General features: G+C 60.2%; 31 protein-coding genes. 17 read left to right on the forward strand and 14 right to left on the reverse strand.

What is annotated here, in order from left to right; all coding sequences use genetic code 11:
- Positions 1 to 25 precede the first annotated feature (25 nt).
- Genes ACR0J4_RS19855 through cobD form a run of 3 tightly spaced genes read right to left on the reverse strand, consistent with a single transcriptional unit; the run spans position 26 to position 3,076 of the window.
- Positions 26 to 1,189 carry a lytic murein transglycosylase gene (locus ACR0J4_RS19855; protein ID WP_170643763.1) on the reverse strand — a complete coding sequence of 388 codons (1,164 nt, stop codon included), beginning with the start codon at positions 1,187 to 1,189 and terminating at the stop codon, positions 26 to 28.
- Between the two features lie 10 nt (positions 1,190 to 1,199).
- The gene (gene cbiB, locus ACR0J4_RS19860; protein ID WP_170643762.1) at positions 1,200 to 2,120 is read right to left on the reverse strand and encodes an adenosylcobinamide-phosphate synthase CbiB; all 921 of its coding nucleotides are present in this window, start codon (positions 2,118 to 2,120) and stop codon (positions 1,200 to 1,202) included.
- Entirely contained in the window at positions 2,117 to 3,076 is a 960-nt protein-coding gene (gene cobD, locus ACR0J4_RS19865) for a threonine-phosphate decarboxylase CobD (protein WP_170643761.1), read from the reverse strand. Before cobD ends, cbiB begins: the two co-directional genes overlap by 4 nt.
- A 181-nt stretch (positions 3,077 to 3,257) precedes the next feature.
- On the opposite strand from cobD, the gene ACR0J4_RS19870 reads away from it, so the two are divergent.
- Positions 3,258 to 3,620 carry a response regulator transcription factor gene (locus tag ACR0J4_RS19870; RefSeq protein WP_170556374.1) on the forward strand — a complete coding sequence of 121 codons (363 nt, stop codon included), beginning with the start codon at positions 3,258 to 3,260 and terminating at the stop codon, positions 3,618 to 3,620.
- On the opposite strand, the gene ACR0J4_RS19875 is transcribed toward ACR0J4_RS19870, so the two are convergent.
- Positions 3,602 to 4,591, reverse strand: a complete 990-nt coding sequence (locus ACR0J4_RS19875; RefSeq protein ID WP_170556375.1) for a glutathione S-transferase family protein — start codon at positions 4,589 to 4,591, stop codon at positions 3,602 to 3,604. The two genes, ACR0J4_RS19870 and ACR0J4_RS19875, sit on opposite strands and share 19 nt — an antisense overlap.
- A 212-nt stretch (positions 4,592 to 4,803) precedes the next feature.
- Between ACR0J4_RS19875 and ACR0J4_RS19880 the strand changes: the two genes are divergently transcribed.
- A complete protein-coding gene (locus ACR0J4_RS19880; protein ID WP_170494124.1) occupies positions 4,804 to 5,157 on the forward strand; it encodes a hypothetical protein in 354 nt (117 codons plus the stop codon).
- 89 nt (positions 5,158 to 5,246) lie between these two features.
- Here ACR0J4_RS19880 and ACR0J4_RS19885 read toward each other — a convergent pair whose 3' ends face one another.
- Positions 5,247 to 5,774: a L,D-transpeptidase family protein gene (locus ACR0J4_RS19885; RefSeq protein ID WP_170556376.1), complete on the reverse strand. Its 528-nt coding sequence runs from the start codon at positions 5,772 to 5,774 to the stop codon at positions 5,247 to 5,249.
- Positions 5,775 to 5,777: 3 nt separating this feature from the next.
- On the reverse strand, positions 5,778 to 6,950 hold the full coding sequence (locus tag ACR0J4_RS19890; RefSeq protein WP_170643760.1) for a PatB family C-S lyase: 1,173 nt from the start codon (positions 6,948 to 6,950) through the stop codon (positions 5,778 to 5,780).
- Positions 6,951 to 7,044: 94 nt separating this feature from the next.
- On the opposite strand from ACR0J4_RS19890, the gene def (ACR0J4_RS19895) reads away from it, so the two are divergent.
- The 6 genes from def (ACR0J4_RS19895) to speB are packed head-to-tail and all read left to right on the forward strand — an operon-like array spanning position 7,045 to position 10,375.
- Positions 7,045 to 7,563, forward strand: coding sequence for a peptide deformylase (def, locus tag ACR0J4_RS19895; protein WP_170643759.1), 519 nt, complete (start codon positions 7,045 to 7,047; stop codon positions 7,561 to 7,563).
- On the forward strand, positions 7,560 to 8,054 hold the full coding sequence (gene def, locus ACR0J4_RS19900) for a peptide deformylase (RefSeq protein ID WP_170643758.1): 495 nt from the start codon (positions 7,560 to 7,562) through the stop codon (positions 8,052 to 8,054). Before def (ACR0J4_RS19895) ends, def (ACR0J4_RS19900) begins: the two co-directional genes overlap by 4 nt.
- Positions 8,055 to 8,098: 44 nt before the next feature.
- Positions 8,099 to 9,013, forward strand: coding sequence for a methionyl-tRNA formyltransferase (fmt, locus tag ACR0J4_RS19905; RefSeq protein ID WP_170556380.1), 915 nt, complete (start codon positions 8,099 to 8,101; stop codon positions 9,011 to 9,013).
- 6 nt (positions 9,014 to 9,019) lie between these two features.
- Entirely contained in the window at positions 9,020 to 9,256 is a 237-nt protein-coding gene (locus tag ACR0J4_RS19910) for a hypothetical protein (RefSeq protein ID WP_170380460.1), read from the forward strand.
- A gap of 1 nt (position 9,257) precedes the next feature.
- Positions 9,258 to 9,494, forward strand: coding sequence for a GlsB/YeaQ/YmgE family stress response membrane protein (locus ACR0J4_RS19915; protein WP_170643757.1), 237 nt, complete (start codon positions 9,258 to 9,260; stop codon positions 9,492 to 9,494).
- 59 nt (positions 9,495 to 9,553) lie between these two features.
- Positions 9,554 to 10,375: an agmatinase gene (gene speB, locus ACR0J4_RS19920; protein WP_170643756.1), complete on the forward strand. Its 822-nt coding sequence runs from the start codon at positions 9,554 to 9,556 to the stop codon at positions 10,373 to 10,375.
- 2 nt (positions 10,376 to 10,377) lie between these two features.
- On the opposite strand, the gene ACR0J4_RS19925 is transcribed toward speB, so the two are convergent.
- From ACR0J4_RS19925 to ACR0J4_RS19955, 7 genes are all read right to left on the reverse strand, one after another.
- Complete coding sequence (locus ACR0J4_RS19925) at positions 10,378 to 10,980, reverse strand: Clp protease/crotonase-like domain-containing protein (RefSeq protein WP_170643755.1); 603 nt, start codon at positions 10,978 to 10,980, stop codon at positions 10,378 to 10,380.
- A gap of 36 nt (positions 10,981 to 11,016) precedes the next feature.
- Complete coding sequence (locus tag ACR0J4_RS19930; RefSeq protein ID WP_170643754.1) at positions 11,017 to 11,640, reverse strand: trimeric intracellular cation channel family protein; 624 nt, start codon at positions 11,638 to 11,640, stop codon at positions 11,017 to 11,019.
- A complete protein-coding gene (rnhA, locus tag ACR0J4_RS19935; RefSeq protein ID WP_170380455.1) occupies positions 11,637 to 12,104 on the reverse strand; it encodes a ribonuclease HI in 468 nt (155 codons plus the stop codon). The genes ACR0J4_RS19930 and rnhA overlap by 4 nt, the downstream gene beginning before the upstream one ends.
- Positions 12,097 to 12,690: a class I SAM-dependent methyltransferase gene (locus ACR0J4_RS19940; protein ID WP_170643753.1), complete on the reverse strand. Its 594-nt coding sequence runs from the start codon at positions 12,688 to 12,690 to the stop codon at positions 12,097 to 12,099. Before ACR0J4_RS19940 ends, rnhA begins: the two co-directional genes overlap by 8 nt.
- Positions 12,687 to 13,139, reverse strand: a complete 453-nt coding sequence (locus ACR0J4_RS19945; RefSeq protein WP_170643752.1) for a DUF3429 domain-containing protein — start codon at positions 13,137 to 13,139, stop codon at positions 12,687 to 12,689. Before ACR0J4_RS19945 ends, ACR0J4_RS19940 begins: the two co-directional genes overlap by 4 nt.
- Entirely contained in the window at positions 13,136 to 14,086 is a 951-nt protein-coding gene (gene ispH / locus ACR0J4_RS19950) for a 4-hydroxy-3-methylbut-2-enyl diphosphate reductase (RefSeq protein ID WP_170643751.1), read from the reverse strand. The genes ACR0J4_RS19945 and ispH overlap by 4 nt, the downstream gene beginning before the upstream one ends.
- A 187-nt stretch (positions 14,087 to 14,273) precedes the next feature.
- On the reverse strand, positions 14,274 to 14,849 hold the full coding sequence (locus ACR0J4_RS19955; protein ID WP_039541714.1) for a LabA-like NYN domain-containing protein: 576 nt from the start codon (positions 14,847 to 14,849) through the stop codon (positions 14,274 to 14,276).
- A gap of 138 nt (positions 14,850 to 14,987) precedes the next feature.
- Between ACR0J4_RS19955 and folK the strand changes: the two genes are divergently transcribed.
- From folK to rnc, 9 genes are all read left to right on the forward strand, one after another.
- Positions 14,988 to 15,557 carry a 2-amino-4-hydroxy-6-hydroxymethyldihydropteridine diphosphokinase gene (gene folK, locus ACR0J4_RS19960; RefSeq protein WP_170643750.1) on the forward strand — a complete coding sequence of 190 codons (570 nt, stop codon included), beginning with the start codon at positions 14,988 to 14,990 and terminating at the stop codon, positions 15,555 to 15,557.
- A 96-nt stretch (positions 15,558 to 15,653) separates the two neighbouring features.
- On the forward strand, positions 15,654 to 16,007 hold the full coding sequence (gene rpoZ, locus ACR0J4_RS19965; protein ID WP_170380450.1) for a DNA-directed RNA polymerase subunit omega: 354 nt from the start codon (positions 15,654 to 15,656) through the stop codon (positions 16,005 to 16,007).
- A 26-nt stretch (positions 16,008 to 16,033) separates the two neighbouring features.
- Complete coding sequence (locus ACR0J4_RS19970) at positions 16,034 to 18,166, forward strand: RelA/SpoT family protein (protein WP_170643749.1); 2,133 nt, start codon at positions 16,034 to 16,036, stop codon at positions 18,164 to 18,166.
- A 16-nt stretch (positions 18,167 to 18,182) separates the two neighbouring features.
- The gene (locus ACR0J4_RS19975) at positions 18,183 to 18,881 is read left to right on the forward strand and encodes a DUF2062 domain-containing protein (protein ID WP_170556387.1); all 699 of its coding nucleotides are present in this window, start codon (positions 18,183 to 18,185) and stop codon (positions 18,879 to 18,881) included.
- The gene (locus ACR0J4_RS19980; RefSeq protein ID WP_170556388.1) at positions 18,874 to 19,620 is read left to right on the forward strand and encodes a pyridoxine 5'-phosphate synthase; all 747 of its coding nucleotides are present in this window, start codon (positions 18,874 to 18,876) and stop codon (positions 19,618 to 19,620) included. Before ACR0J4_RS19975 ends, ACR0J4_RS19980 begins: the two co-directional genes overlap by 8 nt.
- Complete coding sequence (locus ACR0J4_RS19985; RefSeq protein ID WP_170556389.1) at positions 19,617 to 20,240, forward strand: LysE family translocator; 624 nt, start codon at positions 19,617 to 19,619, stop codon at positions 20,238 to 20,240. Before ACR0J4_RS19980 ends, ACR0J4_RS19985 begins: the two co-directional genes overlap by 4 nt.
- On the forward strand, positions 20,237 to 20,656 hold the full coding sequence (gene acpS / locus ACR0J4_RS19990; protein ID WP_170643748.1) for a holo-ACP synthase: 420 nt from the start codon (positions 20,237 to 20,239) through the stop codon (positions 20,654 to 20,656). Before ACR0J4_RS19985 ends, acpS begins: the two co-directional genes overlap by 4 nt.
- Before the next feature lie 56 nt (positions 20,657 to 20,712).
- Positions 20,713 to 21,552, forward strand: a complete 840-nt coding sequence (lepB, locus tag ACR0J4_RS19995; RefSeq protein ID WP_170643747.1) for a signal peptidase I — start codon at positions 20,713 to 20,715, stop codon at positions 21,550 to 21,552.
- Entirely contained in the window at positions 21,549 to 22,229 is a 681-nt protein-coding gene (gene rnc, locus ACR0J4_RS20000) for a ribonuclease III (RefSeq protein WP_170643746.1), read from the forward strand. The genes lepB and rnc overlap by 4 nt, the downstream gene beginning before the upstream one ends.
- A 128-nt stretch (positions 22,230 to 22,357) precedes the next feature.
- Here the strand turns inward: rnc and ACR0J4_RS20005 are convergent, their stop codons facing one another.
- Positions 22,358 to 23,734 carry a multicopper oxidase family protein gene (locus ACR0J4_RS20005; RefSeq protein WP_170643745.1) on the reverse strand — a complete coding sequence of 459 codons (1,377 nt, stop codon included), beginning with the start codon at positions 23,732 to 23,734 and terminating at the stop codon, positions 22,358 to 22,360.
- Positions 23,735 to 23,843 lie beyond the last annotated feature (109 nt).

A 23,843-nucleotide genomic window follows, 5' to 3' on the forward strand; every position in this document is an offset into this window, starting at 1 on the left:
TCAGCCAGCAGGGGTGCCGCCCCGTCTAAAGTCTGTTCAGTAAGTCAACCGTAGGCCAGGCATCCGCAGGCAGGCCCAATCGCGCCTGTTCCGCCTGTACTGCGGCCCGAGTGCCCGCGCCCAGAATGCCGTCGATTTTGCCCACGTCATAGCCGCGCGTTTGCAGCTTGCTCTGCAATTGCTTCATCTGCGCGCCGTTCAGGCCTGCTGCGGGATTGCCCGCGTCATAGATCTGCGCGCCTTCTAGCCTTGTGCCGAAATAGGCCGCCGTAAGGACATAAACAAAGCTCTGGTTCCATTCGAAATAGACGTCGAAATTCGGATAGGCTAGAAAAGCCGGCCCTTTGTGCCCCTGCGGTAGGATCAGCGAGGCAGGCAGGTTGGCCAGCGAGCCGCTACGCGCCTGCACACCCATTGCCTGCCAGTCAGACACTGCACGAGGTTTGCCCGGCCCGGACAGCGACCAGTCCATCTGCGCGGGCACCGTGACCTCCTGCAGCCAGGGTTGGCCCGGTTGCCAACCCAGATGGGATAGCATCTTACCCCCCGACATCAGCGCATCCGGGGCCGAGGTTTTTAGCGAGACCTTGCCGTCCCCATCCCCATCCACGCCGTTTTCCAGTATGTCGCGGGGCAGCATCTGAACCATGCCGATTTCTCCGGCCCAGGCGCCAGTAGTGCGGGCGGGGTCGAAATTTCCCTGACTGTACAGCTCGATGGCAGCGAAGATCTGGGGTCGGAACAACTCGGGGCGGCGGCAGTCTTGGGCCAGCGTGACCAGAGCATTGCGGGTGTTGAAATCGCCCTGAAACGCGCCGTAATCGGTCTCGAACGCCCAGAAGGCCAGTAGGACCCCGCGTGAGATACCATATTCGCGTTCGATCCGGTCGAAGACCGCATCGTATTTCTGCGACATGGCCTTGCCCCGGTCGATCCGGTTCTGCGAGATCAAGCGGCGCGAAAAGTCGATGAACGGTTTCTGGAACACGCCCTGGGCGCGGTCGGCTCTCAGAACGGCGTTGTCCTGCTGGACGCCCTTGAAGAAGGCGTCGACAGTCGGCTTGTCGAACCCTTGCTGAACGGCCTCGGCCTTCAGCCCTTTGACGAACGAATTGAACCCTCCGCCACATTGCGCGAAAGCAGGTGAGGTCATCAGGGCGGCGGCGAAGAGGCCGGACAGAAAGCGCATGGGGCGTCCTTTAGAAGATCACGTTGATCCCAACCCACACTGAGACGAGGCCAAGCGCAAGCCCCCAGACACGCCAGAGCATGTCGCATGCGCGGAAAACCTCTGCCGCGCCGATCTGACGGCGCGCATCGCCATTGACCCAGGCCAGGTCGCGCAACTGTCCGTCATAGCTGCGCGGCCCGGCCAGAGCGACGTCGAGCGCGCGGGCCATGGCAGCCTCGGGCCAGCCTGCATTGGGCGAGATATGGCGGTGGGCATCCTGCAGGATATCGTTCCAACGTGCCCATTGACCTGACAGCGCCACGATCATCATGCAGGTCAGGCGCGCAGGGATCAGGTTCAGCAGGTCGTCGAACCGGGCCGAGGCCCAGCCAAAATCGCGGTGTTTCTCGGTGCGGTAGCCGATCATGCTGTCAGCGGTATTCACAGCCTTGTAGACCAACAGCCCTGGTAGACCCGCCACCAGAAACCAGAAAGCGGGCGCGATAACGCCGTCGCTGAGGTTCTCTGCCGCGCTTTCGATCGCGGACCGGGCGACCTGTTCCTCGGTCATGTCGCGCGTATCGCGCGAGACGATCATGGCCACCTGTGCGCGCCCCTCGGAAAGCGAGGCGCTTAGCCCGTCGCCGACGGCGCGGACATGGGTCACAAGCGACTTCTGCGCCAACAGGATCGCACAGACCAGAATCTCAACAACTCCGCCCAGCTGTGCCAGTCCCAAGCCGACACCAAGGGCGACCACGACCAGCAGGATCAGCGTGCAGACGCCTTTGGCGCGCCGCGCCGCCCCGTAGTTCAGCCGATTGTCCAGCCATCCAATGGCATTGCCGATCACCACCGCAGGGTGCCGGATGCGGGACCAGAGCCAGTCCGGCTCTCCCAACGCCGCGTCCAGACACATGGCGCAGACCAACAAGAAGGGGATGCTCACAGCGCAGCCTCCAGCCGGTCCCATCCGTGTGCAGGGGGCAGACCTAGGCGTAGAAAGCATTGGGAGTAGGGGAAGATGCGGCTCCAGATATGTGCCTGTGCCAAACGCTCTTGCCAGAGGGCTGCATCATCGACCTCGTAGAGGCGGAACAGGCTCGTGCCTCCGACCAGCCGCGCGCCTTTATCAGTAACCATGGCGTCCAGCCGGGTGGTCTCGGCCTCCAGACGCATGCGGGTCTTGTTGGGCCAATCCGTATCCTTCAGGGCTTGGGTTCCGACCCTCAGCGCAGGGCCCGAGACAGCCCACGGGCCGGTCAGGTCGTTCAACTGGGCAATTAGTTCCGGCGTGCCGATGGCAAAGCCCAGCCGCATCCCGGCCAGTCCCCAGAACTTACCAAAGCTTTTCAGCACGATCACGCCGGGCTGTCCGGCCAGACGGATCAGCGAGACACTAGGCGTCACGTCGCAAAAGCTCTCGTCGATGATGGTCAAAGGCGCGGTGGCGTCGCTGGTCTGCCACACCCGGCCATCCGGGTTGTTCGGATGCACGATCACCCGCGCATCAGCAGGGCCGCTTTCCTGCACCGACCAGCCTTGAGCCCTAAAAGCGGCAGCATGTTCGTTATAGGTGGGCATCGTGATCTGCACCCGGCCTTGCGCTGCCAGCGCGGGAATGCGCGCGATCAGAGCCGAGGCTCCCGGCGCGGGCAGGATCGCTGCCTCAGCCGGGACATTCCAGAATTGGCGGGCGGCTGTGCTGAGCCGCTCGAACGCCCCATGATCGGGCAGTTCGGTCCAATCCGAGGGGTGCAGCCCTGCAATCGGGTAGGGATGTGGGTTGATGCCAGTGGACAGGTCGATCCAATCGCTGCGCGCGCCGCCATATTGCGCGATGGCCCCATCCAGACCGCCACCATGGTCGCGTTTCGCACGAGGATTCAATTCGGTATCGTTCATCCCACCGCATGCCCCAAATGTCGTATTCGCCCCGCTTCAAGCGGATTTTCGCCGTTTTGACAAGCAAATCCGCGTGATCAGACCCGTCAGCAGGCAGAGTTAACACTTTGTTAAGGAAATGACGTGATCACGGGTCTTGGGGGTCGGCACCACTCACCACACCAAGTGCCGAGGTTGTAGTATGAAAGTTTTGATTGTTGAGAGTAACCCCGATCTGGGTCGGGTCTGGAAAAGGCATCTTGAACGGCAAGGTGCCGAGGTGACGCTTGTGGCCGGGCAAGAGGCCGCGATACTGGCGCTCTATGGCTCCGAGTTCGAGATTATCGTGCTGGATCTGGTTCTGGAAACCGGCAGCGCGCTGGCTGTGGCGGATTTCGCCAGCTACCGCCGCCCTGAGGCGCGGGTGATTTTTGTCACCAACACCACCTTCTTCTCGGACGGGTCGATCTTTGCACACAGTCCCAATGCCTGCGCCTATGTGCAAAGCGGCACCCCGCCCGAGGATCTGGCGGCGATGGTAGAGCACTACGCAGCGGGGCGCTGATCCCGTCCGTGCGGCTCAAGATAGTCAAGCGTCGGGCTCACCGGGATGATCCGGTGCGGATTGATGCTGTCGTGGCTGTAGTGATAGTGCCGCACGATATGGTTGATGTTCACGGTCTGCGCGACGCCCGGCCATTGATATAGCTCACGCGTATAGGCCCAGAGGTTGGGGTAGTCGATCAACCGGCGTTTGTTGCACTTGAAGTGCAGGTGATAGACCGGATCGAACCGGATCAGAGTGGTGAACAAACGCCAGTCAGCCTCGGTCACGCGGTCGCCCATCAGGTAGCGGTTCCGGGCCAGTCGGTCCTCGAGCCAGTCCAACGTGTCGAACAGTGGGTGGACGGCGGCATCATATGCCTCTTGCGAGGTGGCAAAGCCGGATTTGTAGACACCATTATTGACGTCCGAATAGATCCGCGCGTTGACCTCTTCGATCTCATCCCGAATTGCCTCGGGCCAGTAGTCATCGCGGTTGCCCGTGATCTCGTTGAAGGTCGAGTTGAACATGCGGATGATTTCCGAGCTTTCGTTCGAGACGATCGTCTCCTGCTGTTTGTCCCACAGGATCGGCACCGTAACCCGACCGGAATAGGCAGGGTCGGCCTTGGTGTAGACCTGATGGGCGTAGTCCAGGCCGTAAAGATCATCTCCGGTCGCGCCGTGATCATCGGCTTCAAAACTCCAGCCCTTGTCCAACATGTCTGGATGCACAACCGAGACTGAGATCAGATCGGTCAGCCCCTTGAGTTCCCGAAAGATCAGTGTCCGATGGGCCCAAGGACAGGCGTGACTGACATAGAGGTGATAGCGCCCTGGTTCGGCCTTGAAGCCACCCTTGCCGGACGCGCCAGCGCTGCCATCAGCCGTCAGCCAATTGCGGAATTGAGCGGCGCTGCGCTTGAATGCGCCGCCGGTGGATTTCGTGTCATACCAGGTGTCGTGCCAGGTTCCGTCAACCAACAGGCCCATATCGCGTCCTCCGTATCTGCGTTTCGGCAAAGATAGGGTGCAGAACCCGGCCTTACTATCAAAGCCCGCGCGCATTCAGCCTGCACCTGCGCACATCATTGCCCTGAGATGCGCGCGCAACATCTGCCTGCACTTTGATGTTATGTGGTCGGCTTCACTGGATTTTTACAGTTTTGCCTCCACAATAAGAGATATCGAAGGGGGGAAATTTGATGAGTACCTATGTTTCCAAGGAAATGAGCGCTGAGTTGGAGGCCGCGCGAATCGCCACTTTGAAAAAGACCAGCCGTTTGCGGGTGGAAATGGGCGACAATTACTTCAAAATTCTTAGATTGTGGAAGAATGGCTTTACAGTCGAGGCTGAGACCACGCCGCGTTTGCGCGGGCTTGTCGATATTCATGACGGCGCGAACCATTTGTATCAATGCCTGATCGTCGCGGACGAGGAAGAGGCAGGCGAAATGCGTTATGAGTTCAAGCGCAACACCGCTGCTTCCGACAAGGCGCCGCTGGATTTCTACCGCGCGCCGGATGCTCCGATTGCCCTGCTGGGGTACGAGGACTAAAGCGTTTTGCCTGAGGCTAGACCACCGAAAGGCGCGTTCGTCTGCAAGGAAAGGCAGCGTATGGCGCCTCAAATCAAACGCATAGCGATCTAGGGTCGAATTTCGACGGTCGTTCCACTCGGAGTCAGGCTCCAAAGCTTTGCCATCTCGTCATTGGACAAAGCGATACAGCCAAGCGTCCAGTCTCCGGGCAGGGTGAAGCCAACAACGCCATTTGGTTGTCCGTGAATGAAGATATCTCCGCCGGGGTCTATGCCCTGCTGCTGTGCGCGGGCGATGTCTTCGGGTTGCGGGTAGTCGATACCAAGCGACAGGTGGAACGCACTGTTCGGGTTGCGCCGGTCGATGGTGAACATCCCAACAGGCGTCTTACCGTCGCCTTCCTGCTCCTTGTCTCCTTCCGGCGCGAAGCCCAGTGCGATCTCGGTTTGCAGTACGACGGCACCGTCCAACATTGCGGTCAGACGGCGGGCAGATTTTTCGATCAGGATGTGGTCGATCTGAGCGGCGTCAGGCGCCATGGCAGGCGCGGGAGGGCGCGGCCCGTATCTCTGCCAGCCGATCCAGCCAAGGGCCGCGATCAGAAAGACCAGCGTGATCCGGGCCAGCAGGCGCATCTGCTATTGCAGATCCCCGAACGCCTGTTTGAGCCGCACGCAAGCTTCTTCGACGCGGGCGTGTTGGGTGGCAAGGTTGAAGCGTTCGAACGTCTCGCCGCCCGCACCAAAGCCGGGGCCTGACGAGGTCGCAATCCGCGCGTCCTGACGCAGGCGTCGAACAAACTCATCATGGCTCATCCCGGTGCCCGAGAAATCGACCCAGGCCAGATAGGTCGCCTGTAGGGGCATCGACCAAAGGCCGGGAATCTCGGCGATCGTGGTGTCAAATAGCCGGCGGTTTTTATCCAGATGCGCGACCTGAGCATCCACCCATTCCGCCCCTTCGGGCGTGTAGGCGGCGGTGATCATGGCCACGCCGAGGGCGCTTGGTTCATAGTCCAGTGTATCCAGCCGGTGGCGCATCGCCGCGCGCAGCTTCGGGTCGGGGATGATCATGTTGCCGGTGCGCTGTCCCGCAATGTTGAACGTCTTCGACGCTGCAGTAAGGGTCACGGTCCAAGGCCGCGCCTCGGGTGCTGCGATATCCATTGGGACGAACTTCGCCCCCGGGTAGACCAGATCATGATGGATCTCATCCGAGACCAGAGTCAGCCCGTTGCGCCCGGCGAATTCAGCCACCGAGCGCAGCTCCTCAGTCGTCCATACCCGGCCCGACGGGTTTTGCGGCGAACACCACAGCAGCAGCTTCTCCGACCCATCCAGACGCGACTGCGCGTCGTCCAGATCAATTGCGTAGCTGTCGCCCTCGCGCACCAGAGGGCATTCCACCACGCGGCGCCCGGATTTGTTCACCTTATGGGCAAACTCATGGTAAACGGGCGTGAAGATCACAGCGCCATCGCCCGGTTCGCTCCAGACATCCAGACAGAGGGCGATTGCATTGCCCAAACCCTGCGAGGTCAGCACCCAATCGGTGTCGATTTGCCAGTCATGGCGGGTTTGCATCCACCACTGAACCGAAGCCAGATATTCAGGGTGTTTCCACGAATAGCCGAAGACCCCATGCCCAGCTGCACGGCGCACCGCATCAATCACGCAAGGCGCGGTCTGATAGTCGGAATCAGCCGTCCACATCGCCAGCCCATCATCGGGGGATACGCCGTAGAGTTGCTCCATCTTGTCCCATTTTGAACTGTGGGTGCTGCGGCGGTCGGTTGGGGTATTGAAAGTCATGTCTGCTCCATCTGTCGAGGCGAAAGCTAACTACAAATCGGGCGGGTGCAAGGGGGGCGTTGCGGCGACGGGCGGGATGCCCTAAATCAGCCTCATGAAACGCACTATTCTGATCCATCCCGATCCTCGCCTGAAAAAGGTCTGCGCCCCGGTTGCCGATCTGTCAGATGATCTGCGCAAGCTGGCCGATGACATGCTTGAGACCATGTATGATGCGCCCGGCATTGGTCTGGCCGCGCCGCAGATCGGAGTGCTGGATCGCCTGATCGTTCTCGATTGCGTCAAGGAAGAAGGCGAGGCCCCCCGTCCGCTGGTCATGTTCAACCCCGAGATCATAGCCTCGTCGGATGAGACCAATGTCTACGAGGAAGGCTGCCTGTCGATCCCGGATCAATATGCAGAGGTCACGCGTCCGAAGGTCGTCGACGTGGCCTGGATGGACCAGAACGGTAACGCACAGCAGGAAAGTTTTGATGGGCTCTGGGCCACCTGCGTGCAGCATGAGATCGACCACTTGGATGGCAAGCTTTTCATCGACTACCTCAAGCCGCTAAAACGGCAGATGATCACGCGCAAGATGCAAAAGCTCAAGCGCGAGAAGGCACGCACATGACCGTCCGCACCTGCCTGCCATGGCCGGACAAACGCTTGCGGACCAAGGCGGAGGATGTATCTGAGATCACCGATGAGATCCGCGCCATCTGGGACGATATGATCGACACGATGGAGGCGATGCCTGGTGTAGGCTTGGCCGCGCCTCAGATCGGGGTGATGCTGCGTCTGGCCGTTGTCGATGGCTCGGCCGAGCGGGGCCGGGTGGTGCGACTGGCGAACCCGGAAATCCTGCATAGCTCGATCGAGTTGCGCGAACTTGATGAGGCCAGCCCGAATCTGCCGGGTGTGTCGGCCAAGGTAAAGCGCTCTCGGGCCGTGACGGTCAAATTCCTGAACGAACAGGGCATCATTGACCGCCGCGATTTTGTGGGGATCGAGGCCACCAGTGTGCAACACCAGATCGACCATCTGAACGGCCGGATGTATTTTGACCGCCTCAGCAAGGTCAAACGCGACATGCTGTTGCGCAAAGCCAAGAAACAGGGGTAGGTCGGGCTTCAGCCCGGCACCCGGAAACCGTACCGGAGCGGAACATGCGACTAATTTTCATGGGCACGCCCGATTTCTCGGTCCCGGTATTGGATGCTCTGGTAGATGCAGGGCATGAGATTGCCGCCGTCTATTGCCAGCCTCCGCGCCCTGCTGGCCGGGGCAAGAAAGACCGCCCGACACCCGTGCATGCGCGCGCCGAGGCGTTGGGGCTAGAGGTCCGGCACCCAGTCTCGCTGAAATCGCCCGAAGAACAGGCCGCGTTTGCCGCCTTAAACGCGGATGTGGCGGTAGTCGTCGCCTACGGCCTGCTTCTTCCGCAAGCCATTCTGGACGCACCTGCACAGGGTTGTCTGAACATCCATGCGAGCCTGTTGCCGCGCTGGCGCGGAGCCGCGCCGATCCATCGCGCGATCATGTCGGGCGACGTGGAAACCGGCATCTGCATCATGCAGATGGAGGCCGGTCTGGACACGGGCCCCGTCCTGATGCGTCAGGCCACGCCGATTGAACCTGAGGAAACCACCGCGCTGCTACACGACCGGCTCTCGACAATGGGGGCCGCGTTGATCACTGACGCGCTGGCTCAACTGCCGGACCTCACCCCCCAGCCACAACCCGAAGAGGGCGTCACCTACGCATCAAAGATCGACAAATCCGAGGCGCGGATCGACTGGTCCCGACCCGCAGTTGAGGTCGACCGCCAGATCCGGGGCCTGTCGCCCTTTCCCGGAGCGTGGACCGAGATGGAAGGCGCGCGCCTCAAGCTGCTTTCCTCGCGCGTGGCCGAGGGGCAGGGCACTCCGGGAGAGGTCCTGACACCCGAATTGCATGTCGCCTGCGGGCAGGGCGCGGTTGAACTGTTGCGCTTGCAACGGGCAGGCAAAGGCGCGCAGGATAGGGAAACCTTTCTGCGGGGTTGGCCCATCCCGGTCGGCACCCGCCTGACGTCGGAGTAGAGACAGATGTTCATGGTCCTGATGGGCACCGTCGTGATTGCCGGGATAGTCGGCTATCTGTCCGAAAAGACAGAATTCACCCATAACGGTTACCTTCAATCCATCATCATCTGCGTCGGCGGCGCGTTCCTCTTCTACTTCGTCCGCATCATGTTTGGCATCAGCTTTGGCCCGCCTGGGCTGGACGCGGTTCTATCCTCAATCGGTGCGCTGATCATCGTGCCGACCCATTGGAGGCGATGACATGCCTGTCGTCGCCCTGATCGTGATCGGAGCCGCCGCAGGGTTCCTCGCCACCCGCCTGATGCGGATCGAGGCCGATATTCCCACTACCATGCTGATTGGTATCGTCGGTGCCTTGGTCGGCGGGTTCCTGTTGCGTGCACTGATCACCGTTTCCGGCTGGTTTTCCGGTTTTGTAGGGGCCGTGCTGGGCGCATTGCTAGTGATCTGGATCTGGCAGAGTTTAAAGCGCCGTTAAGGCTTGACCTTTCCCTTGGGTCGCCGCCAGATCAAGCCGATTTCTAAAGCAGGTGACCCATGTCTTATGATCTGAACGCTGGTGATGTTGCCCTGATGGGCGTTCCACTGGATTTGCATTCCTCATTTCTGCAGGGTCCTGCCTTTGCGCCTGGTCGCATTCGCGAGGCGTTGCATTCCGGTGCGGCCAACTTGACGGCCGAGGATGGCACCGATCTGGGGGCCACGGACCGGTTCAAGGATACCGGCGATCTGGATGTGTTCGAGATGCGCGGGCAAGAGCCGATCGACCGGATCGAGGCCGGTGCTGCCGCACGGATCGAAACTGGCGCGCGGCTGTTGTCTCTGGGCGGAGATCACTCGGTCGCTTTCCCGCTGATCAAGGCCCATGCCGAGCGGTATGAGGGGCTGAATATCCTGCATATCGACTCGCATCCCGACCTGTATGACACGCAGGATATCGGGCCTCTGGGTCATGGCTGCCCCTTCGCGCGGGTGATGGAGACCGGCAAGGTCAAACGTCTGGTTCAGGTCGGCATCCGCACCATGAACAAGCACCAACAGGAGCAGGCGGACAAGTTCGGGGTCGAGGTGATCGACATGCGCAATTGGCGTCCCGATCTGGAGATTAGCTTTGACGGACCGGTCTACCTGTCACTGGATTTGGACGCGCTGGACCCGGCCTTTGCACCGGGTGTGTCACATCACGAACCCGGCGGGCTCAGCACACGCGAGGTGATCGACCTGATCCATCGGTTCGAGGGGCAGTTGGTCGGCGCGGATATTGTCGAACTGAACCCCCATCGCGACCCCTATGGCATGACCGCAATGGTGGCCGCAAAATTCGTCAAAGAGATCGGTGCGCGGCTGTTGTCGCGCTGAGGTCAGCGCGCATCGCAGGTTGAGGCTGACCCCAGAAGCGTCGCGCGCGTGGTGGCCATGTCGTAGCTGTTGGCCTCGGCGGCTGTCATCCAGTGCATTTGGTCCTCCGAGGCGACCTCTAGCGTGTACCAATAGAAATCTTCGGACACGCCGATATCGTCATAATAGTCCAGATATCGGTCGTGTTCGGGGTCGTCCTCGGGCAGTTCGGTAGCAATGATGCCCCCTCCGCCCCAACTATGAACACCGACGCAGGCGCCGGGCTGCAAGGTACGCCTGTTGCCCGCCAGAAAAAGGTCTGTCCCACCCGAGGCGACCATGCCGTCCGACGGTACAATCGTGTCAAAACCCCGGTTGCGCACCTCGCGCGAGAAGATCACGTTGGCATCGTCATCCACCGATCCTTCGATGTTTTGCAGGACAAGTGTTTTGATCTGCGGGTTGTCGGCGGCCACCGCACGAAAGGCACCAAGGGTGGTGTGGTCGATAGCTCCGGTGACAACGATCTCATCGCCTTGGGCTAAGAATTGCGTCGGGCTGTAGGGTTCCGCGCAAGAGGCGAGGCAAAGCGCACTGGCGGCGAGCAAAGACAGGGCAGTTTTCACAAGCGGGCCTTCCTTTTGTTTCGGGCGGCGCACGCCCTATTGGCGCGGCGGGCGGGCTTTGTAGACGGGAAGCCTCCAACCAAAGATAAGCGATCCGGCGCGCAAGGCCCAGCAGATCGCGGCACACAGCGCCAGCGCGGGCAAGCCTTCGAGCCCAAGGCGTGTCGCGACCACCGCCGTCAAAGCACCTGCAAACGCGCATGAGACGTAAAGCTCACCCTGTTTCAGCACCAGGGGGACCTCGTTGCAGACCACATCGCGCATCAATCCGCCCAAACATCCGGTGGTGACGCCCATCAGCACCACGATGATGCCGGATTGATCCAGCGAAAGCGCTGCTCCAGTTCCCGCAGCAACGGCAATGGACAAAGCGAAACTGTCCAGCCAGATCAGCCAGCTATAGCGGCTTTCGACCAGATGCGCGGTGAAGAACACCAGAACGGCGGCCCCGACAGCGATCAGGATGTAGTCCGGCTGGCCGACCCAGAAGACGGGATGGCGATTCAACAGGAGGTCCCGCACGGTGCCGCCTCCGACCGCAGTCAGGCAGGCGATGAAGGCAAACCCGACCAGATCAAGCTGCGCCCGGCTGGCCACCAGCGCCCCGGTCAGCGCGAAGACCAGAACCGAGGCGTAATCCAGCAGGGCAAGCGCGCTCACTCCTGCGCCTTTGCGGGTTTGAAGGGAGCCATGCCCGCGCGGGCCAGCTCATCTGCTTTTTCGTTTTCGGGATGGCCTGCATGGCCTTTGACCCATTCCCATGTCACGTCATGACGACCCTGCGCCTCGTCCAACCGCTGCCAAAGGTCGACATTTTTGACGGGTTTCTTGTTCGAGGTTTTCCAACCGTTCCGTTTCCACCCGAAAATCCATCCCGTCACGCCGTTCTTCACATAGGCGCTGTCGGTCACAACGGTGATCTTGGACGCGCGCTCCAGCGCCTCCAGCGCGCTGATCGCGGCCAGCAGTTCCATCCGGTTGTTGGTGGTCTCGGCCTCACCGCCCTTAAGTTCCCGTTCTTTCAGGACCGAGTCCCCCTGCATCGCGCGCAGCAGCACGCCCCAGCCACCGGGGCCGGGATTGCCGGAACAGGCGCCGTCGGTATAGGCAAATAGCTCAGGCATGGGCGGCAAGCCCAATCCAGTCCGAGACTGAGCCATCCAGCCCGGTGCCGCTGCCAAGTCGTCGTGCGGTGACAGTAAAGCCCGCCTTTTGCAGATAAGTTTTCAAGTCTTCCTCGGAATAATAGCTGTAGAACCGCCCCAAACGATCCGGCCCTTCACCCTGTCCCAGCTTCATGGCGATATAGAAGACGCCCTTGGGTTTCAACGCCCGGTGAATGGCGGACAAATGCTTCGGGAAATCCGCGCGTTTGGCGTGTAGAAGGCTGAAATTGGCCCAGATGCCGTCATAGTCTCCCTCGGCCCTTAGATCCGAGAACGCCGTCTGGCGGGCGGAAACGTCAGGATGAGCCGAGGCCAGCCGGACCATCTCGGCCGAGGCATCCATGGCCTCAACCTCCAGCCCCGCCTGAGCCATGATCACTGATGAGGCACCGGGGCCACAGCCCAGATCCAACACCTTTCCGCCCGTTGGTAACGCCTGAATGAACCGTGTCAGTTGTGGGTCCTCAGTGTTCGCTTCATCAGTCAGATCGGCATAGCGCGCGGCCTGTTCGTCATAGACTGAGATCGTCTCACGATCGCTCATAGATACACTCCGACGGCCAGGCACAGCAGGACGATGGCCGTCAGCAGGATACGCAATCGCATCCACCAGCGTGGCGCGAGACCCCAATACCAGAACAGGGCGTCCAGCACCAAAAGCCCGGCAAAGCCGATCATCAGATTGGTGCCAGCGCTGATCGGCCCGCCACCTGTCATGAAGAAGGCCCAAAGGGCGGGAAGGACCGACAGAGTATAGCCCACCGTCGCCTTGCTGCCCGAGGTCTTGGTGGCGAAGCCCCACAATACACCGGACATGAAACTCAGGATAACCGAGCCATAGAACAGCTGGATGTAAGGCCCAACGAAACGAGAGCCTAGCTCGCGCGTGCCCAGATCGTGCAGATCCGAATTCAGATAAGTCAGTACCCCCCAAATGAACGGGATCAGCCCCGCCAACCCCAGATAGAGCGCGGATTTGGGGACGCCGTTCATGCTGGTTGCCTCAGCACGCGGGGGACTTTGAATTCGACGTTTTCGACGGCGGTTTCCACAAGGTCGACGGTGACGTCGTAGTGATAGCTGAACGCGTCGATGACCTCATTCACCAGTACTTCGGGGGCTGAGGCCCCGGCGGTGATGGCAATGCTCGAAATCCCCTCAAGCGCGCGCCAGTCGATATCGGTGGCGCGTTGCACCAACTGCGCATAGTTGCATCCGGCGCGCGAGGCGACCTCGACCAATCGCCGTGAGTTGGACGAGTTCGGAGCGCCCACTACCAGCAGCGCATCCGCTTTCGGCGCGACGGCTTTCACGGCCTCTTGCCGGTTGGTGGTGGCGTAGCAGATGTCTTCCTTGTGCGGACCGACGATCTTGGGGAAACGCTCTTCAAGTGCTGCGATGATATCCTTGGTGTCATCGACCGAAAGGGTGGTCTGGGTGACAAAGGCCAGCTGATCCGGGTCGCGGACCTGAACGGTGGCGACATCTTCGACGGTTTCGACCAGCAGCACCTCACCTTCTGGCAGTTGTCCCATGGTGCCGATGGTCTCGGGGTGTCCATTGTGGCCGATCATGATCATCTGAAGGCCGTTGTCCGAGTGGCGCTGCGCCTCGACATGGACCTTCGAGACCAGAGGGCAGGTGGCATCGACATAGATCATCTCGCGCCGGGCAGCGGTGGCAGGCACGGATTTGGGAACCCCATGAGCCGAGAAGATCACCGGCCGATCATCGGGGCATTCATCAAGTTCCTCGATAAACACGGCCCCCTTGGCGCGCAACCCGTCGACCACGAATTTGTTGTGGACAATCTCGTGCCGGACATAGACCGGCGCGCCCCATTTCTGCAGTGCGATCTCGACGATCTTGATGGCGCGATCCACGCCCGCGCAGAAACCGCGCGGCGCAGCAAGGTACAAAGTCAATGGCGGCTTGGTCATGTCGCTGTCTCCTTGCGCCACAGGTAGGTCTTTTCACGGCCTTGGTCCAGACAGGGCGGCGTCATTGATCTGACATGAATCACTGATAGCCGTTAGGTGTTTCAGTACCAAACCTTAGTTAAAGAAGCGCGGCCAGGGTTTCATACCCTGACCGCGCTAATCTAATCCCCAATTGTGACGCCGTGGGTTAGTGCCCGCCGGCGGCAGCAACACTGCGTGGTTCGGTCGGCATTTCCCGAGGCGGGCGGCCGATCACGTCGCGCAGGTCTTCCAGTTCAATGAAGTTGTCGGCCTGGCGGCGCAGCTCGTCCGAGATCATCGGGGGCTGGCTGCGGATGGTCGACACGACCGAAACACGTACGCCCTGACGTTGCAGGCTGGCAATCAGCGGGCGGAAATCCCCATCGCCCGAGAACAGTACGATATGATCAACGCGTGGTGCCAGTTCCATGGCATCGACGGTTAGTTCGATATCCATGTTACCCTTTACCTTCCGACGCCCCATGCTGTCGGTGTATTCCTTGGCCGGTTTGGTCACCATGGTGAAGCCATTGTAGTGCAGCCAGTCAACCAGTGGTCGGATCGGAGAGTACTCGTCATTCTCCAGCAGCGCTGTGTAGTAGAAAGCACGCAGAAGCTTACCGCGGCGCATGAATTCCTGCCGCAGAAGCTTGTAGTCGATGTCGAAGCCAAGTGCTTTTGCGGCGGCATAAAGATTCGAGCCGTCGATGAACAGCGCTAGCCGTTCGTCTTTATAAAACATAAATAGGTCCTTCCGGTATAATCCAGCCCGCTGCGCGTTTAAGAGTGAGTGGTGTAAAATTAAGCGTGCTGGTGTGCCTATAATTAGGACTTTTAATGCGCATCGCAAGTATGCATTTGGCCGAATATGGGGGTATTAATGGGCAAAACCACGTCAAATGCAGTTGTTGCGATGGGCGCAAATCTCAATCTGAGCGGACTAGGGCCCAAGGTGACACTTCGCAACGCAATAACAGCGCTTGCGGACCGTGGTGTGGTGATTCGCGCCGAAAGCCGGTTTTTTGAAACCCCCTGTTTCCCTCCTGGTGCGGGCCCCGACTATGTCAATGCAGCCCTTTTAATCGAGACTGACCTTCCACCTGCACAGCTGCTGGCGGTCCTGCATGAGGTCGAGCATGAGTTCGGTCGTGAGCGGGTGCAGCGCTGGGGGATGCGGACGCTGGATCTGGATCTGGTGTGCTACGATGATCAGGTGTTGCCCGATCCCGCCACCTTCGATCGCTGGCTGAGCCTGCCCGCGGATGCACAGCGTCAAGAGGCGCCAGAGCAGCTGATTTTGCCCCATCCCCGCCTGCAGGACCGGGCGTTTGTGCTTGTCCCCATGGCCGACGTGGCCCCGGATTGGCGCCATCCGGTTCTAGACCAGACCGTCCAACAAATGCTCGTGGCACTGCCAGCTGAAGATATAGCAGCGGTCACACCTTTGTAGATTGGTGGATTTGCGTTATTTCCTGCTTGTCAAGGCGTTCAATCGGTCTTAGATACAACTCTTCCTGATATGGACTCAGCAACGGAGTAGCGTTCCATGGCCCGCGTGACGGTTGAAGACTGCGTAGACAAGGTTCCCAACCGGTTTGAACTGGTGATGCTTGCCGCCCATCGTGCGCGCGAGATTTCTGCCGGTGGACCGATCACTGTGGACCGTGACAACGACAAGAACCCCGTTGTCTCGCTGCGTGAAATCGCCGACGAAACCCAGAGCGCGGATGAACTGCGCGAGCGTCTGATCGAGGCCAACCAGACCCAGATCGAGGTTGATGAGCCGGAAGAGGATCAGATGGCGCTGCTGATGGGTGCCGAATCGGACAAGCCTGCCGAAGATGACATGTCGGAAGAAAAACTCCTGCGTGCTCTGATGGAGGCTCAAGGGCAGGGGTAAGCCCTCAAAACGAAGGTGCGGACCGGATGATTTCTGTTGACGACCTGATTGCGCTGGTCCGCAATTATAACCCAAAGACAAACGCTGAACGCATCGCAAAGGCCTATGAATTCGGCCAGCAGATGCATGAAGGGCAGTTCCGCCATTCCGGTGAGCCCTACTTTACCCATCCCGTTGCCGTTGCCGCCATCCTGACCGAACAGCGTCTGGATGATGCGACCATTATCACGGCGCTTTTGCACGACACGATCGAAGACACCAAAGCCAGCTATGGTAAAGTGGCCGAGCTGTTCGGGGATGAGGTCGCCAAACTGGTCGATGGCGTTACCAAACTGACCAACCTGCAACTCTCAAGCCGTGAAACCAAACAGGCCGAGAATTTCCGCAAGCTGTTCATGGCCATGTCCAAGGACCTGCGGGTGATTTTGGTCAAGCTGGCGGACCGTCTGCACAATATGCGCACGATCAAGGCGATGCGCCCCGAAAAGCAGATCGTCAAAGCACGCGAGACCATGGATATCTACGCGCCGCTTGCGGGTCGGATGGGGATGCAGTGGATGCGCGAGGAACTCGAAGACCTCGCCTTCCGTGTGCTGAACCCCGAGGGACGTCAGTCGATCATCCGCCGCTTCATCACCCTGCAGCGCGAAACCGGAGACGTGATTCACCGGATCACCGGCGATATGCGCCATGAGCTGGAAAAAGCGGGCATAGAGGCCGAAGTTTTTGGTCGTGCCAAGAAACCCTATTCGATCTGGCGCAAAATGCAGGAAAAGGATCAGGGCTTCTCGCGCCTGTCCGATATCTACGGGTTCCGGATCATCACCGAAACCGAGGAAGACTGCTACCGCACCCTCGGCGCGATCCACCAGCGCTGGCGCGCGGTGCCCGGAAGGTTCAAGGACTATATCTCTCAGCCGAAATCGAATGGTTACCGCTCAATACATACGACTGTATCAGGGCGTGACGGCAAACGGGTCGAAGTTCAGATTCGTACCCGCCAGATGCATGATGTGGCCGAAACAGGTGTGGCCGCGCATTGGTCTTATCGCGACGGCGTCCGGACCGAAAACCCATTTGCGGTCGACCCCGCCAAGTGGATTTCGAACCTGACCGAGCAATTCGACAATGAGGAAGATCACGAAGACTTCCTCGAAGCCGTCAAGCTTGAGATGTACTCGGACCAGGTGTTCTGCTTCACGCCGAAAGGCGATGTCGTAAAGCTACCACGTGGGGCGACGCCGATTGATTTTGCCTACGCCATCCACACCCGTATCGGGCATGCCTGTGTCGGGGCAAAGGTCGATGCGATCCGCGTGCCGCTCTGGACCCGGCTGAAGAACGGGCAGTCAGTCGATATCATCACCGCCGATGGCCAGACCCCTCAGGTCACTTGGCTTGAGATCGCGGTCACCGGCAAGGCCCGCACCGCGATCCGCCGTGCCCTGCGCGAGGTTGACCGTGAGCGGTTCATCAAACTTGGCAAAGAGCTTGCGCGTTCCGGTTTTGAACATGTGGGTCGCAAATCCACAGACAAGGCGCTGGATACAGCCGCCAAGCACCTGCGTCTGAAAGACCGGCATGAGTTGCTGGCGCGTTTGGGCAGTGCCGAACTGACAGCCCATGATGTGGTCAGCGCCGTTTATCCGGAACTGACACAGGACGACGGCGATGCGATCCCGCTGCGGCGCGCCGTGATTGGTCTTGAACCAGGTCAGAAATTCGACCGCGCCCCCTGCTGTCAGCCCCTTCCGGGCGAGCGGATTGTCGGCATCACGCATCGGGGCAAGGGCGTTGAGGTTCACGCAATCGACTGCAACCGCCTGGGCGCATATGAGAATGAGCCCGAGCGGTGGGTCGATCTTCACTGGCATTCCGGCACCCACCCGGCGGTCTATGGCGCGACACTTGACCTCACCATCGGCAACGATGCGGGCGTACTGGGGCGTATTTGCACATTGATCGGCGAGAAAAAGGCCAATATCTCGAACCTTGAGTTCGTCGACCGCAAACCGGATTTTTACCGACTGCTGATCAATGTCGAACTGCGAGACCTTGAACAATTGCATTCGCTGATGCTGATGCTCGAGGCAGAAAGTGACGTGGCCGCTGTCGAACGGTACCGAGAGCGTGAAAATGCCGCCCTGCCGGCTGGTTGAGATGAGGTGATCAGGAGTGGTTTTCAAGCGCCGAGATCGACGCTCTCCCATTCAGGCCGCATCTGAGTTTGTCTATCCACGTGGCGGATGGACCCGCGCCTTTCACTATGTCAAACATCGCGTTCGCCGTTTGCCGGACTCGCCAGAGCGGATCGCACGCGGTATCGGGGCAGGGGTGTTTGCCGCGTTTACCCCCTTCTATGGGCTGCATTTTCTGGTCGCCGCAATCGGTGCGCGCCTGCTCAACGGCAATATCGTGGCCGCCCTCAGCGGCACGTTCTTCGGCAATCCGCTGACCTATGTTCCGATTGGCGTCATCTGCCTGCAGACGGGGCATTTCCTTCTGGGTACCGAATTCGAGAAAAGCGAAACCCGCGGCCTGATGGGGAAATTCGCGGATGCGATGGGCGATCTGAAGAACAACTTTCTCGCCATCTTCACTGACCGCGTCGCAGATTGGCACGGCCTCGGCCTTTTCTACCGCGAGGTATTCTACCCCTATATGATCGGCGGCATTCTTCCCGGTCTGCTGGCGGGGGTAATCTGCTTTTACCTCAGCCTGCCGCTGATCCGCACCTATCAACAGCGCCGCCGCGCACGGATCAAAGCCAAATTCGAAGAAATCAAACGTCTTGCCGAAACCGAGGCTGACACTTCGGTGGAAAAGGCACTAGCTTCAGCTCAAACCGTGAAAAAGGAATCGCGCGATGTCTGACACTTATCTGCGTCTTGGTGTGAATATCGACCACGTCGCCACCGTGCGCAATGCACGCGGCGGGGCTTACCCAGACCCGCTGCGCGCCGCCAAGCTGGCTGAAGAGGCCGGGGCCGATGGCATCACGGCGCATCTGCGCGAAGACCGCCGTCACATCTCGGACGCTGATATCGACGGGTTGATGGACGTCCTCTCGGTTCCGCTGAACTTTGAGATGGCGGCCACTGACGAGATGCAGAAGATCGCCCTTCGGCACAAACCTCATGCGGTCTGTATCGTGCCGGAAAAGCGCGAGGAACGCACCACCGAAGGCGGGCTCGAAGTCGCGCGCGAGGAAAACAAACTGGCCCATTTCATTGCTCCGCTTCGCGATGTCGGTTGTCGCGTGTCGATCTTCATAGCCGCCGACCAACGCCAGATCGAGGCCGCCCATCGCATCGGCGCCGAGGTAATCGAGCTACACACAGGCGCCTATTGCGATGCCTTCGCCGAAGGCCGCATGGAAGACGCCGAGGGTGAGCTGGAAAGCCTGCGCCAGATGTCGACGTTTGCGCATTCGCTGGGTCTCGAAGTCCATGCAGGCCACGGGTTGACCTATGAGACGGTGAAACCCGTAGCGGCCTTCCCCGAGGTGCGGGAGTTGAACATCGGCCACTTTCTGATCGGCGAGTCGATCTTTCTGGGCCTCACCCCCGCCATACAGGAAATGCGCCGCCTGATGGATGAGGCGCGGGCGTGATCACGCCGACTTTCATAGCGATCTGGTTTGCCTGGTTGATGGCTGGTGGCTCACCCGGTCCGGCCACCATGGGCATTGCCGGTACCGCTATGACTGAAGGTCGCCGCGCAGGGCTGGTCTTTGCACTTGGCATATGCGCGGGCTCTGCTGCTTGGGGGGTTGCCGCCGCGCTGGGCTTGTCGGCGATCATGCTGGCAAATGTCTGGGTCTTCGAGGTGATCCGTTACTTTGGTGTCGCCTATTTGGGCTGGCTGGCCCTCAAGGCCCTTCGCCGCGCGATGACGGCCGGAGAGGTGCCGTTGGGCAAGCCTGTCACCGGGTCGCTGCGTACGATCTTTGCGAAAGGTGCAGCCATTCACCTGACGAACCCCAAGGCGATCCTCAGTTGGGGATCGATCTATGCGATTGTTGCCCCAAATGATGCCAGCCTATGGGTGTTGTTGGGATATTTCGGCCTACTTTATGCGGGATCTTTGCTGATCTTCATCGGTTACGCCTTCCTGTTTTCCTCGGTGCGTATGGTTAGCGCCTACCGGCGTGCTCGACGTTGGTTCGATTTTGCCTTTGCAGGGTTCTTCGGCGTCGCCAGCTATAAGATTTTGACGGTGCGGTTGTCGTGATCCTAGGCGTTGGCACAGATCTCGCGAATATCGAGCGGATTCAGCGCACGCTCGACCGTTTCGGCGACCGTTTCCGCAATCGCGTGTTCACCGAGACCGAGCAGCGCAAGGCCGAACGTCGCCACGACACCGCAGGCACCTATGCCAAACGCTGGGCGGCGAAAGAGGCCTGCTCCAAGGCGCTGGGCACCGGTCTGCGCATGGGCATCGCCTGGAAGGACATGGCGGTCAGCAACCTGCACACGGGCCAGCCCGTGATGCATGTAACCGGCTGGGCCGCCGACCGGCTGCACCAGATGACGCCCCCCGGACATGAGGCGATCATCCACGTCACCCTGACCGATGACCACCCTTGGGCGCAGGCCTTTGTGGTGATCGAGGCGCGCCCGTTTCAAGAAGCCGGTACGCAGCCTTGACTTGCCCCCGCATGGCCCGCATGTAGCACCCAACACACCAAGGAGCAGAGAGCAGTATGGCCGAGGACGTCAAAACCGGAAATCCCATCTGGGAGACGATCAAAACCATTGTCTACGCCCTGTTGATCGCAGGCGTTTTCCGCACCCTGTTCTTCCAGCCCTTCTGGATTCCCTCCGGCTCGATGAAGCAGACCCTGCTGATCGGCGATTTCCTGTTCGTCAATAAGATGGCCTACGGTTACTCCTACGCCTCCTGCCCCAGCCTGATCATCCCCAGTGTCGGTCTGAATATCGACGCCGAGGATATCTGCGGCTGGCTTCCGGGTGACGACAATACCCGCATCTGGGGCGGAGAGCCCCAGCGCGGCGATGTGATCGTCTTCCGTCACCCTGTGACGGGGCGTGACTACATCAAGCGCCTCATCGGTCTGCCGGGCGACCGCGTTCAGGTCCGTCAGGGGCAGATCATTCTGAACGGCACACCTGTCCCGCAACAAGCCGATGGTGTGTTTACCGAAGTGGCGGCTCCGCAAGGCCCGCAACGCTTGCGTCCACGATGCTCCAACGGTCCGGTCGGTATCGGTGGCGTCTGCGAGAAAGAGCGCTTTGTTGAGACCCTGCCCAATGGCGTATCCTATGACGTGCTGAGTATCGGCAATCAGGGGTCCGACAATACCGGCATATACACCGTGCCCGAAGGCCACTATTTCTTCATGGGTGACAACCGGGACAACTCTGCTGATAGCCGTCTGCCGCAATCTGCTGGCGGTGTAGGCTATGTTCCTTACGAAAATCTGATCGGTCGTGCCGACCGGATCATGTTCTCTTCGGCCGGCCGGTCTATGCTGTTCTTCTGGACGTGGCGCAGCGACCGCTTCTTTAAGGCGGTCAATTGAAGGTATCGGCCGACATAAAGGCATTTCAACACCGCTTGGGGTACGAATTCTCGAACCCCGAACTGTTGGTGCGTGCACTGACCCACGGTTCGGTTTCCTCCGCCACCCGGCCCGATAACCAAAGGCTCGAATTTCTGGGCGACCGCGTGCTGGGTCTGGTGATGGCAACAGCATTGCTGGAGGCGGATAAGAAAGCCTCCGAAGGCCAGCTGGCCCCTCGTTTCAACGCGCTGGTGCGTAAAGAAGCCTGTGCCGATGTCGCCCGTCAAATTGATCTGGGTGCCGTGCTCAAGCTGGGCCGGTCCGAGATGCTGTCCGGGGGGCGCCGCAAACAGGCGCTTCTGGGCGACGCCATGGAGGCAGTGATCGCCGCCATCTACCGCGACGCCGGGTTCGAGGCCGCTCGCGACGTCATCCTCGCCCTCTGGGGGAATCGCATCCACTCGGTCGAATCCGACGCCCGCGATGCCAAAACCTCGCTGCAGGAATGGGCGCAGGCCCGCGGCCAGAAGCCCCCCAGCTATATCGAGGTCAATCGCAGCGGCCCCGACCACGCCCCGGTTTTCACCATCGCCGCCCGCCTACAAGACGGTACCGAGGCACAGGCCACCGCCGGATCAAAGCGCCAGGCCGAACAGGCGGCGGCAAAGGCCCTTCTGGACGCGCTACCGAAGTAGCCCCGTTCATCTTCCAAAACCCGATCCGCTCTTCATCTGGCTAAAAATATCCCGGGGGTGAGGCCGGATGAAATCCGGACGAGGGGGCTGGCCCCCTCCCGGTTGGATTGGCGCAGCCAATCCAATCCCTAGACCACCCGGATATACCCGGTCAGACCAGTTTTCTGATGCTCGATCACATGGCAATGAAAGGCCCAGTCACCGGGATTGTCGGCGACCAGAGCGATCTCAACGACCTCATCCTTCAGAAGCAGCATGGTATCGGTCAGCAAAGGCGGCAGTTTGCGTAGGTTCGACTTCAAAGGCGTAAATACAAGCCCATGCAAATGGATCGGGTGCAGGTTCGGCGATTCGTTTCGTAGCCGCAGAACATAGCTATTGCCCATCTCCAATACGGCCAGAGGGCCAACGCCCTCGGTGGCATCTCCCGCCCACGGGGTCCGGTTGATCGACCAGAAATTATACCCCAGAGAGCCACAGAACCCGTTATTCGGCTCTCCACCTTCGGGGGTCCAGCCAAAGACGAACTCATGCAGTTCGGCCTTGGTCAGATCAGGCCGTGCAACCGGATTCGGGGGCAGTGGTTTCAACTCCTGCAAATCGCGCGCAACATCCGCGCCTACGGCCCGAAGACGTGCCATCGGACGATGCGGCCGACCCGGCAGCTTCGCGACCAGATCCACCATCTGCCCCTCGCCAGAGGGCATCGCCACCGCGAAATCCACCCGTTGACCCGGACCAACCAGCAGGGGTTCATCGGCGCTTGGCAGGGGAACTTCGACATTAAGCGGATGACCGTCCCATGCGATGATCCGGGCTTTGGCGCCCTTGAGATGCAGCCGATAGATCCGGGTCGTATCCGTGTTTATCACCCGCAGTCGTACCAACCCGCCCGAGACGTGGTCATAGACAGGCGCATCCAGCCAGTTTGCGGTCTGTAGATTGCCGAATGTCCCGGCTCGCGCAGCGCCGCGCTGGGTGTACGCGGGCAAGAACTGGTCCTCGTCATCCAGCCGGAAATCACGCAGATTGACGACCTGTTCGCTGTCAAATCCGGGATCTTCGGCCTCGGCAATGACCATCACGCCGGTCAGACCATGGGCCATCTGCTCCATCGTCATGCAATGCGGGTGGTACCAATAGGTCCCGGCGTCGGGGGGCGTGAACTCATAGTCGAACAGTTCATTCGGCCCAATCGGCATCTGGGTCAGATAGGGCACGCCGTCCATCGCATTGGGAATACGCAGCCCGTGCCAATGCATCGCGGTGTAGTTCAGTGTCGAGTTGCGCACCGGCAGGCGCATCGCTTCACCCTGACGGCCCCGCAGCACCGGCGGCGGCGCATCCGAGGACAGGCTGACCATCCCGGTCGTCACCTGATCGCGCAGTGTAAAACTGGCCGATTGGATGACCAGTTCGGGCGCGGCCGAGGCTAGACCGAACCCTCCCAATCCGATTGCCCCTGCGGCGGCGCTGGTGCCCAAAAGGAACTCGCGACGTTTCATGATTTGCCTCTTTGATGAAATCCTCGCCTGGCTGTCATCGGCGTGGCGTATGGCTACAGTTTCACTGCGCACAACGGATCGCAATGCGACAAAACCCTCTGGCCCGCGC

It is taken from the genome of Ruegeria sp. B10, assembly GCF_056539825.1.

Bases quoted from the DNA above. Each gene is read 5' to 3' on its own strand.
- ACR0J4_RS19855 (WP_170643763.1), bottom strand. From the start codon at position 1,189: ATGCGCTTTCTGTCCGGCCTCTTCGCCGCCGCCCTGATGACCTCACCT.
- cobD (WP_170643761.1), bottom strand. From the start codon at position 3,076: ATGAACGATACCGAATTGAATCCTCGTGCGAAACGCGACCATGGTGGC.
- ACR0J4_RS19870 (WP_170556374.1), top strand. From the start codon at position 3,258: ATGAAAGTTTTGATTGTTGAGAGTAACCCCGATCTGGGTCGGGTCTGG.
- ACR0J4_RS19875 (WP_170556375.1), bottom strand. From the start codon at position 4,591: ATGGGCCTGTTGGTTGACGGAACCTGGCACGACACCTGGTATGACACG.
- ACR0J4_RS19880 (WP_170494124.1), top strand. From the start codon at position 4,804: ATGAGTACCTATGTTTCCAAGGAAATGAGCGCTGAGTTGGAGGCCGCG.
- ACR0J4_RS19885 (WP_170556376.1), bottom strand. From the start codon at position 5,774: ATGCGCCTGCTGGCCCGGATCACGCTGGTCTTTCTGATCGCGGCCCTT.
- ACR0J4_RS19890 (WP_170643760.1), bottom strand. From the start codon at position 6,950: ATGACTTTCAATACCCCAACCGACCGCCGCAGCACCCACAGTTCAAAA.
- def (WP_170643759.1), top strand. From the start codon at position 7,045: ATGAAACGCACTATTCTGATCCATCCCGATCCTCGCCTGAAAAAGGTC.
- def (WP_170643758.1), top strand. From the start codon at position 7,560: ATGACCGTCCGCACCTGCCTGCCATGGCCGGACAAACGCTTGCGGACC.
- fmt (WP_170556380.1), top strand. From the start codon at position 8,099: ATGCGACTAATTTTCATGGGCACGCCCGATTTCTCGGTCCCGGTATTG.
- ACR0J4_RS19910 (WP_170380460.1), top strand. From the start codon at position 9,020: ATGTTCATGGTCCTGATGGGCACCGTCGTGATTGCCGGGATAGTCGGC.
- ACR0J4_RS19915 (WP_170643757.1), top strand. From the start codon at position 9,258: ATGCCTGTCGTCGCCCTGATCGTGATCGGAGCCGCCGCAGGGTTCCTC.
- speB (WP_170643756.1), top strand. From the start codon at position 9,554: ATGTCTTATGATCTGAACGCTGGTGATGTTGCCCTGATGGGCGTTCCA.
- rnhA (WP_170380455.1), bottom strand. From the start codon at position 12,104: ATGCCTGAGCTATTTGCCTATACCGACGGCGCCTGTTCCGGCAATCCC.
- ACR0J4_RS19940 (WP_170643753.1), bottom strand. From the start codon at position 12,690: ATGAGCGATCGTGAGACGATCTCAGTCTATGACGAACAGGCCGCGCGC.
- ACR0J4_RS19945 (WP_170643752.1), bottom strand. From the start codon at position 13,139: ATGAACGGCGTCCCCAAATCCGCGCTCTATCTGGGGTTGGCGGGGCTG.
- ispH (WP_170643751.1), bottom strand. From the start codon at position 14,086: ATGACCAAGCCGCCATTGACTTTGTACCTTGCTGCGCCGCGCGGTTTC.
- ACR0J4_RS19955 (WP_039541714.1), bottom strand. From the start codon at position 14,849: ATGTTTTATAAAGACGAACGGCTAGCGCTGTTCATCGACGGCTCGAAT.
- folK (WP_170643750.1), top strand. From the start codon at position 14,988: ATGGGCAAAACCACGTCAAATGCAGTTGTTGCGATGGGCGCAAATCTC.
- rpoZ (WP_170380450.1), top strand. From the start codon at position 15,654: ATGGCCCGCGTGACGGTTGAAGACTGCGTAGACAAGGTTCCCAACCGG.
- ACR0J4_RS19970 (WP_170643749.1), top strand. From the start codon at position 16,034: ATGATTTCTGTTGACGACCTGATTGCGCTGGTCCGCAATTATAACCCA.
- ACR0J4_RS19980 (WP_170556388.1), top strand. From the start codon at position 18,874: ATGTCTGACACTTATCTGCGTCTTGGTGTGAATATCGACCACGTCGCC.
- lepB (WP_170643747.1), top strand. From the start codon at position 20,713: ATGGCCGAGGACGTCAAAACCGGAAATCCCATCTGGGAGACGATCAAA.
- ACR0J4_RS20005 (WP_170643745.1), bottom strand. From the start codon at position 23,734: ATGAAACGTCGCGAGTTCCTTTTGGGCACCAGCGCCGCCGCAGGGGCA.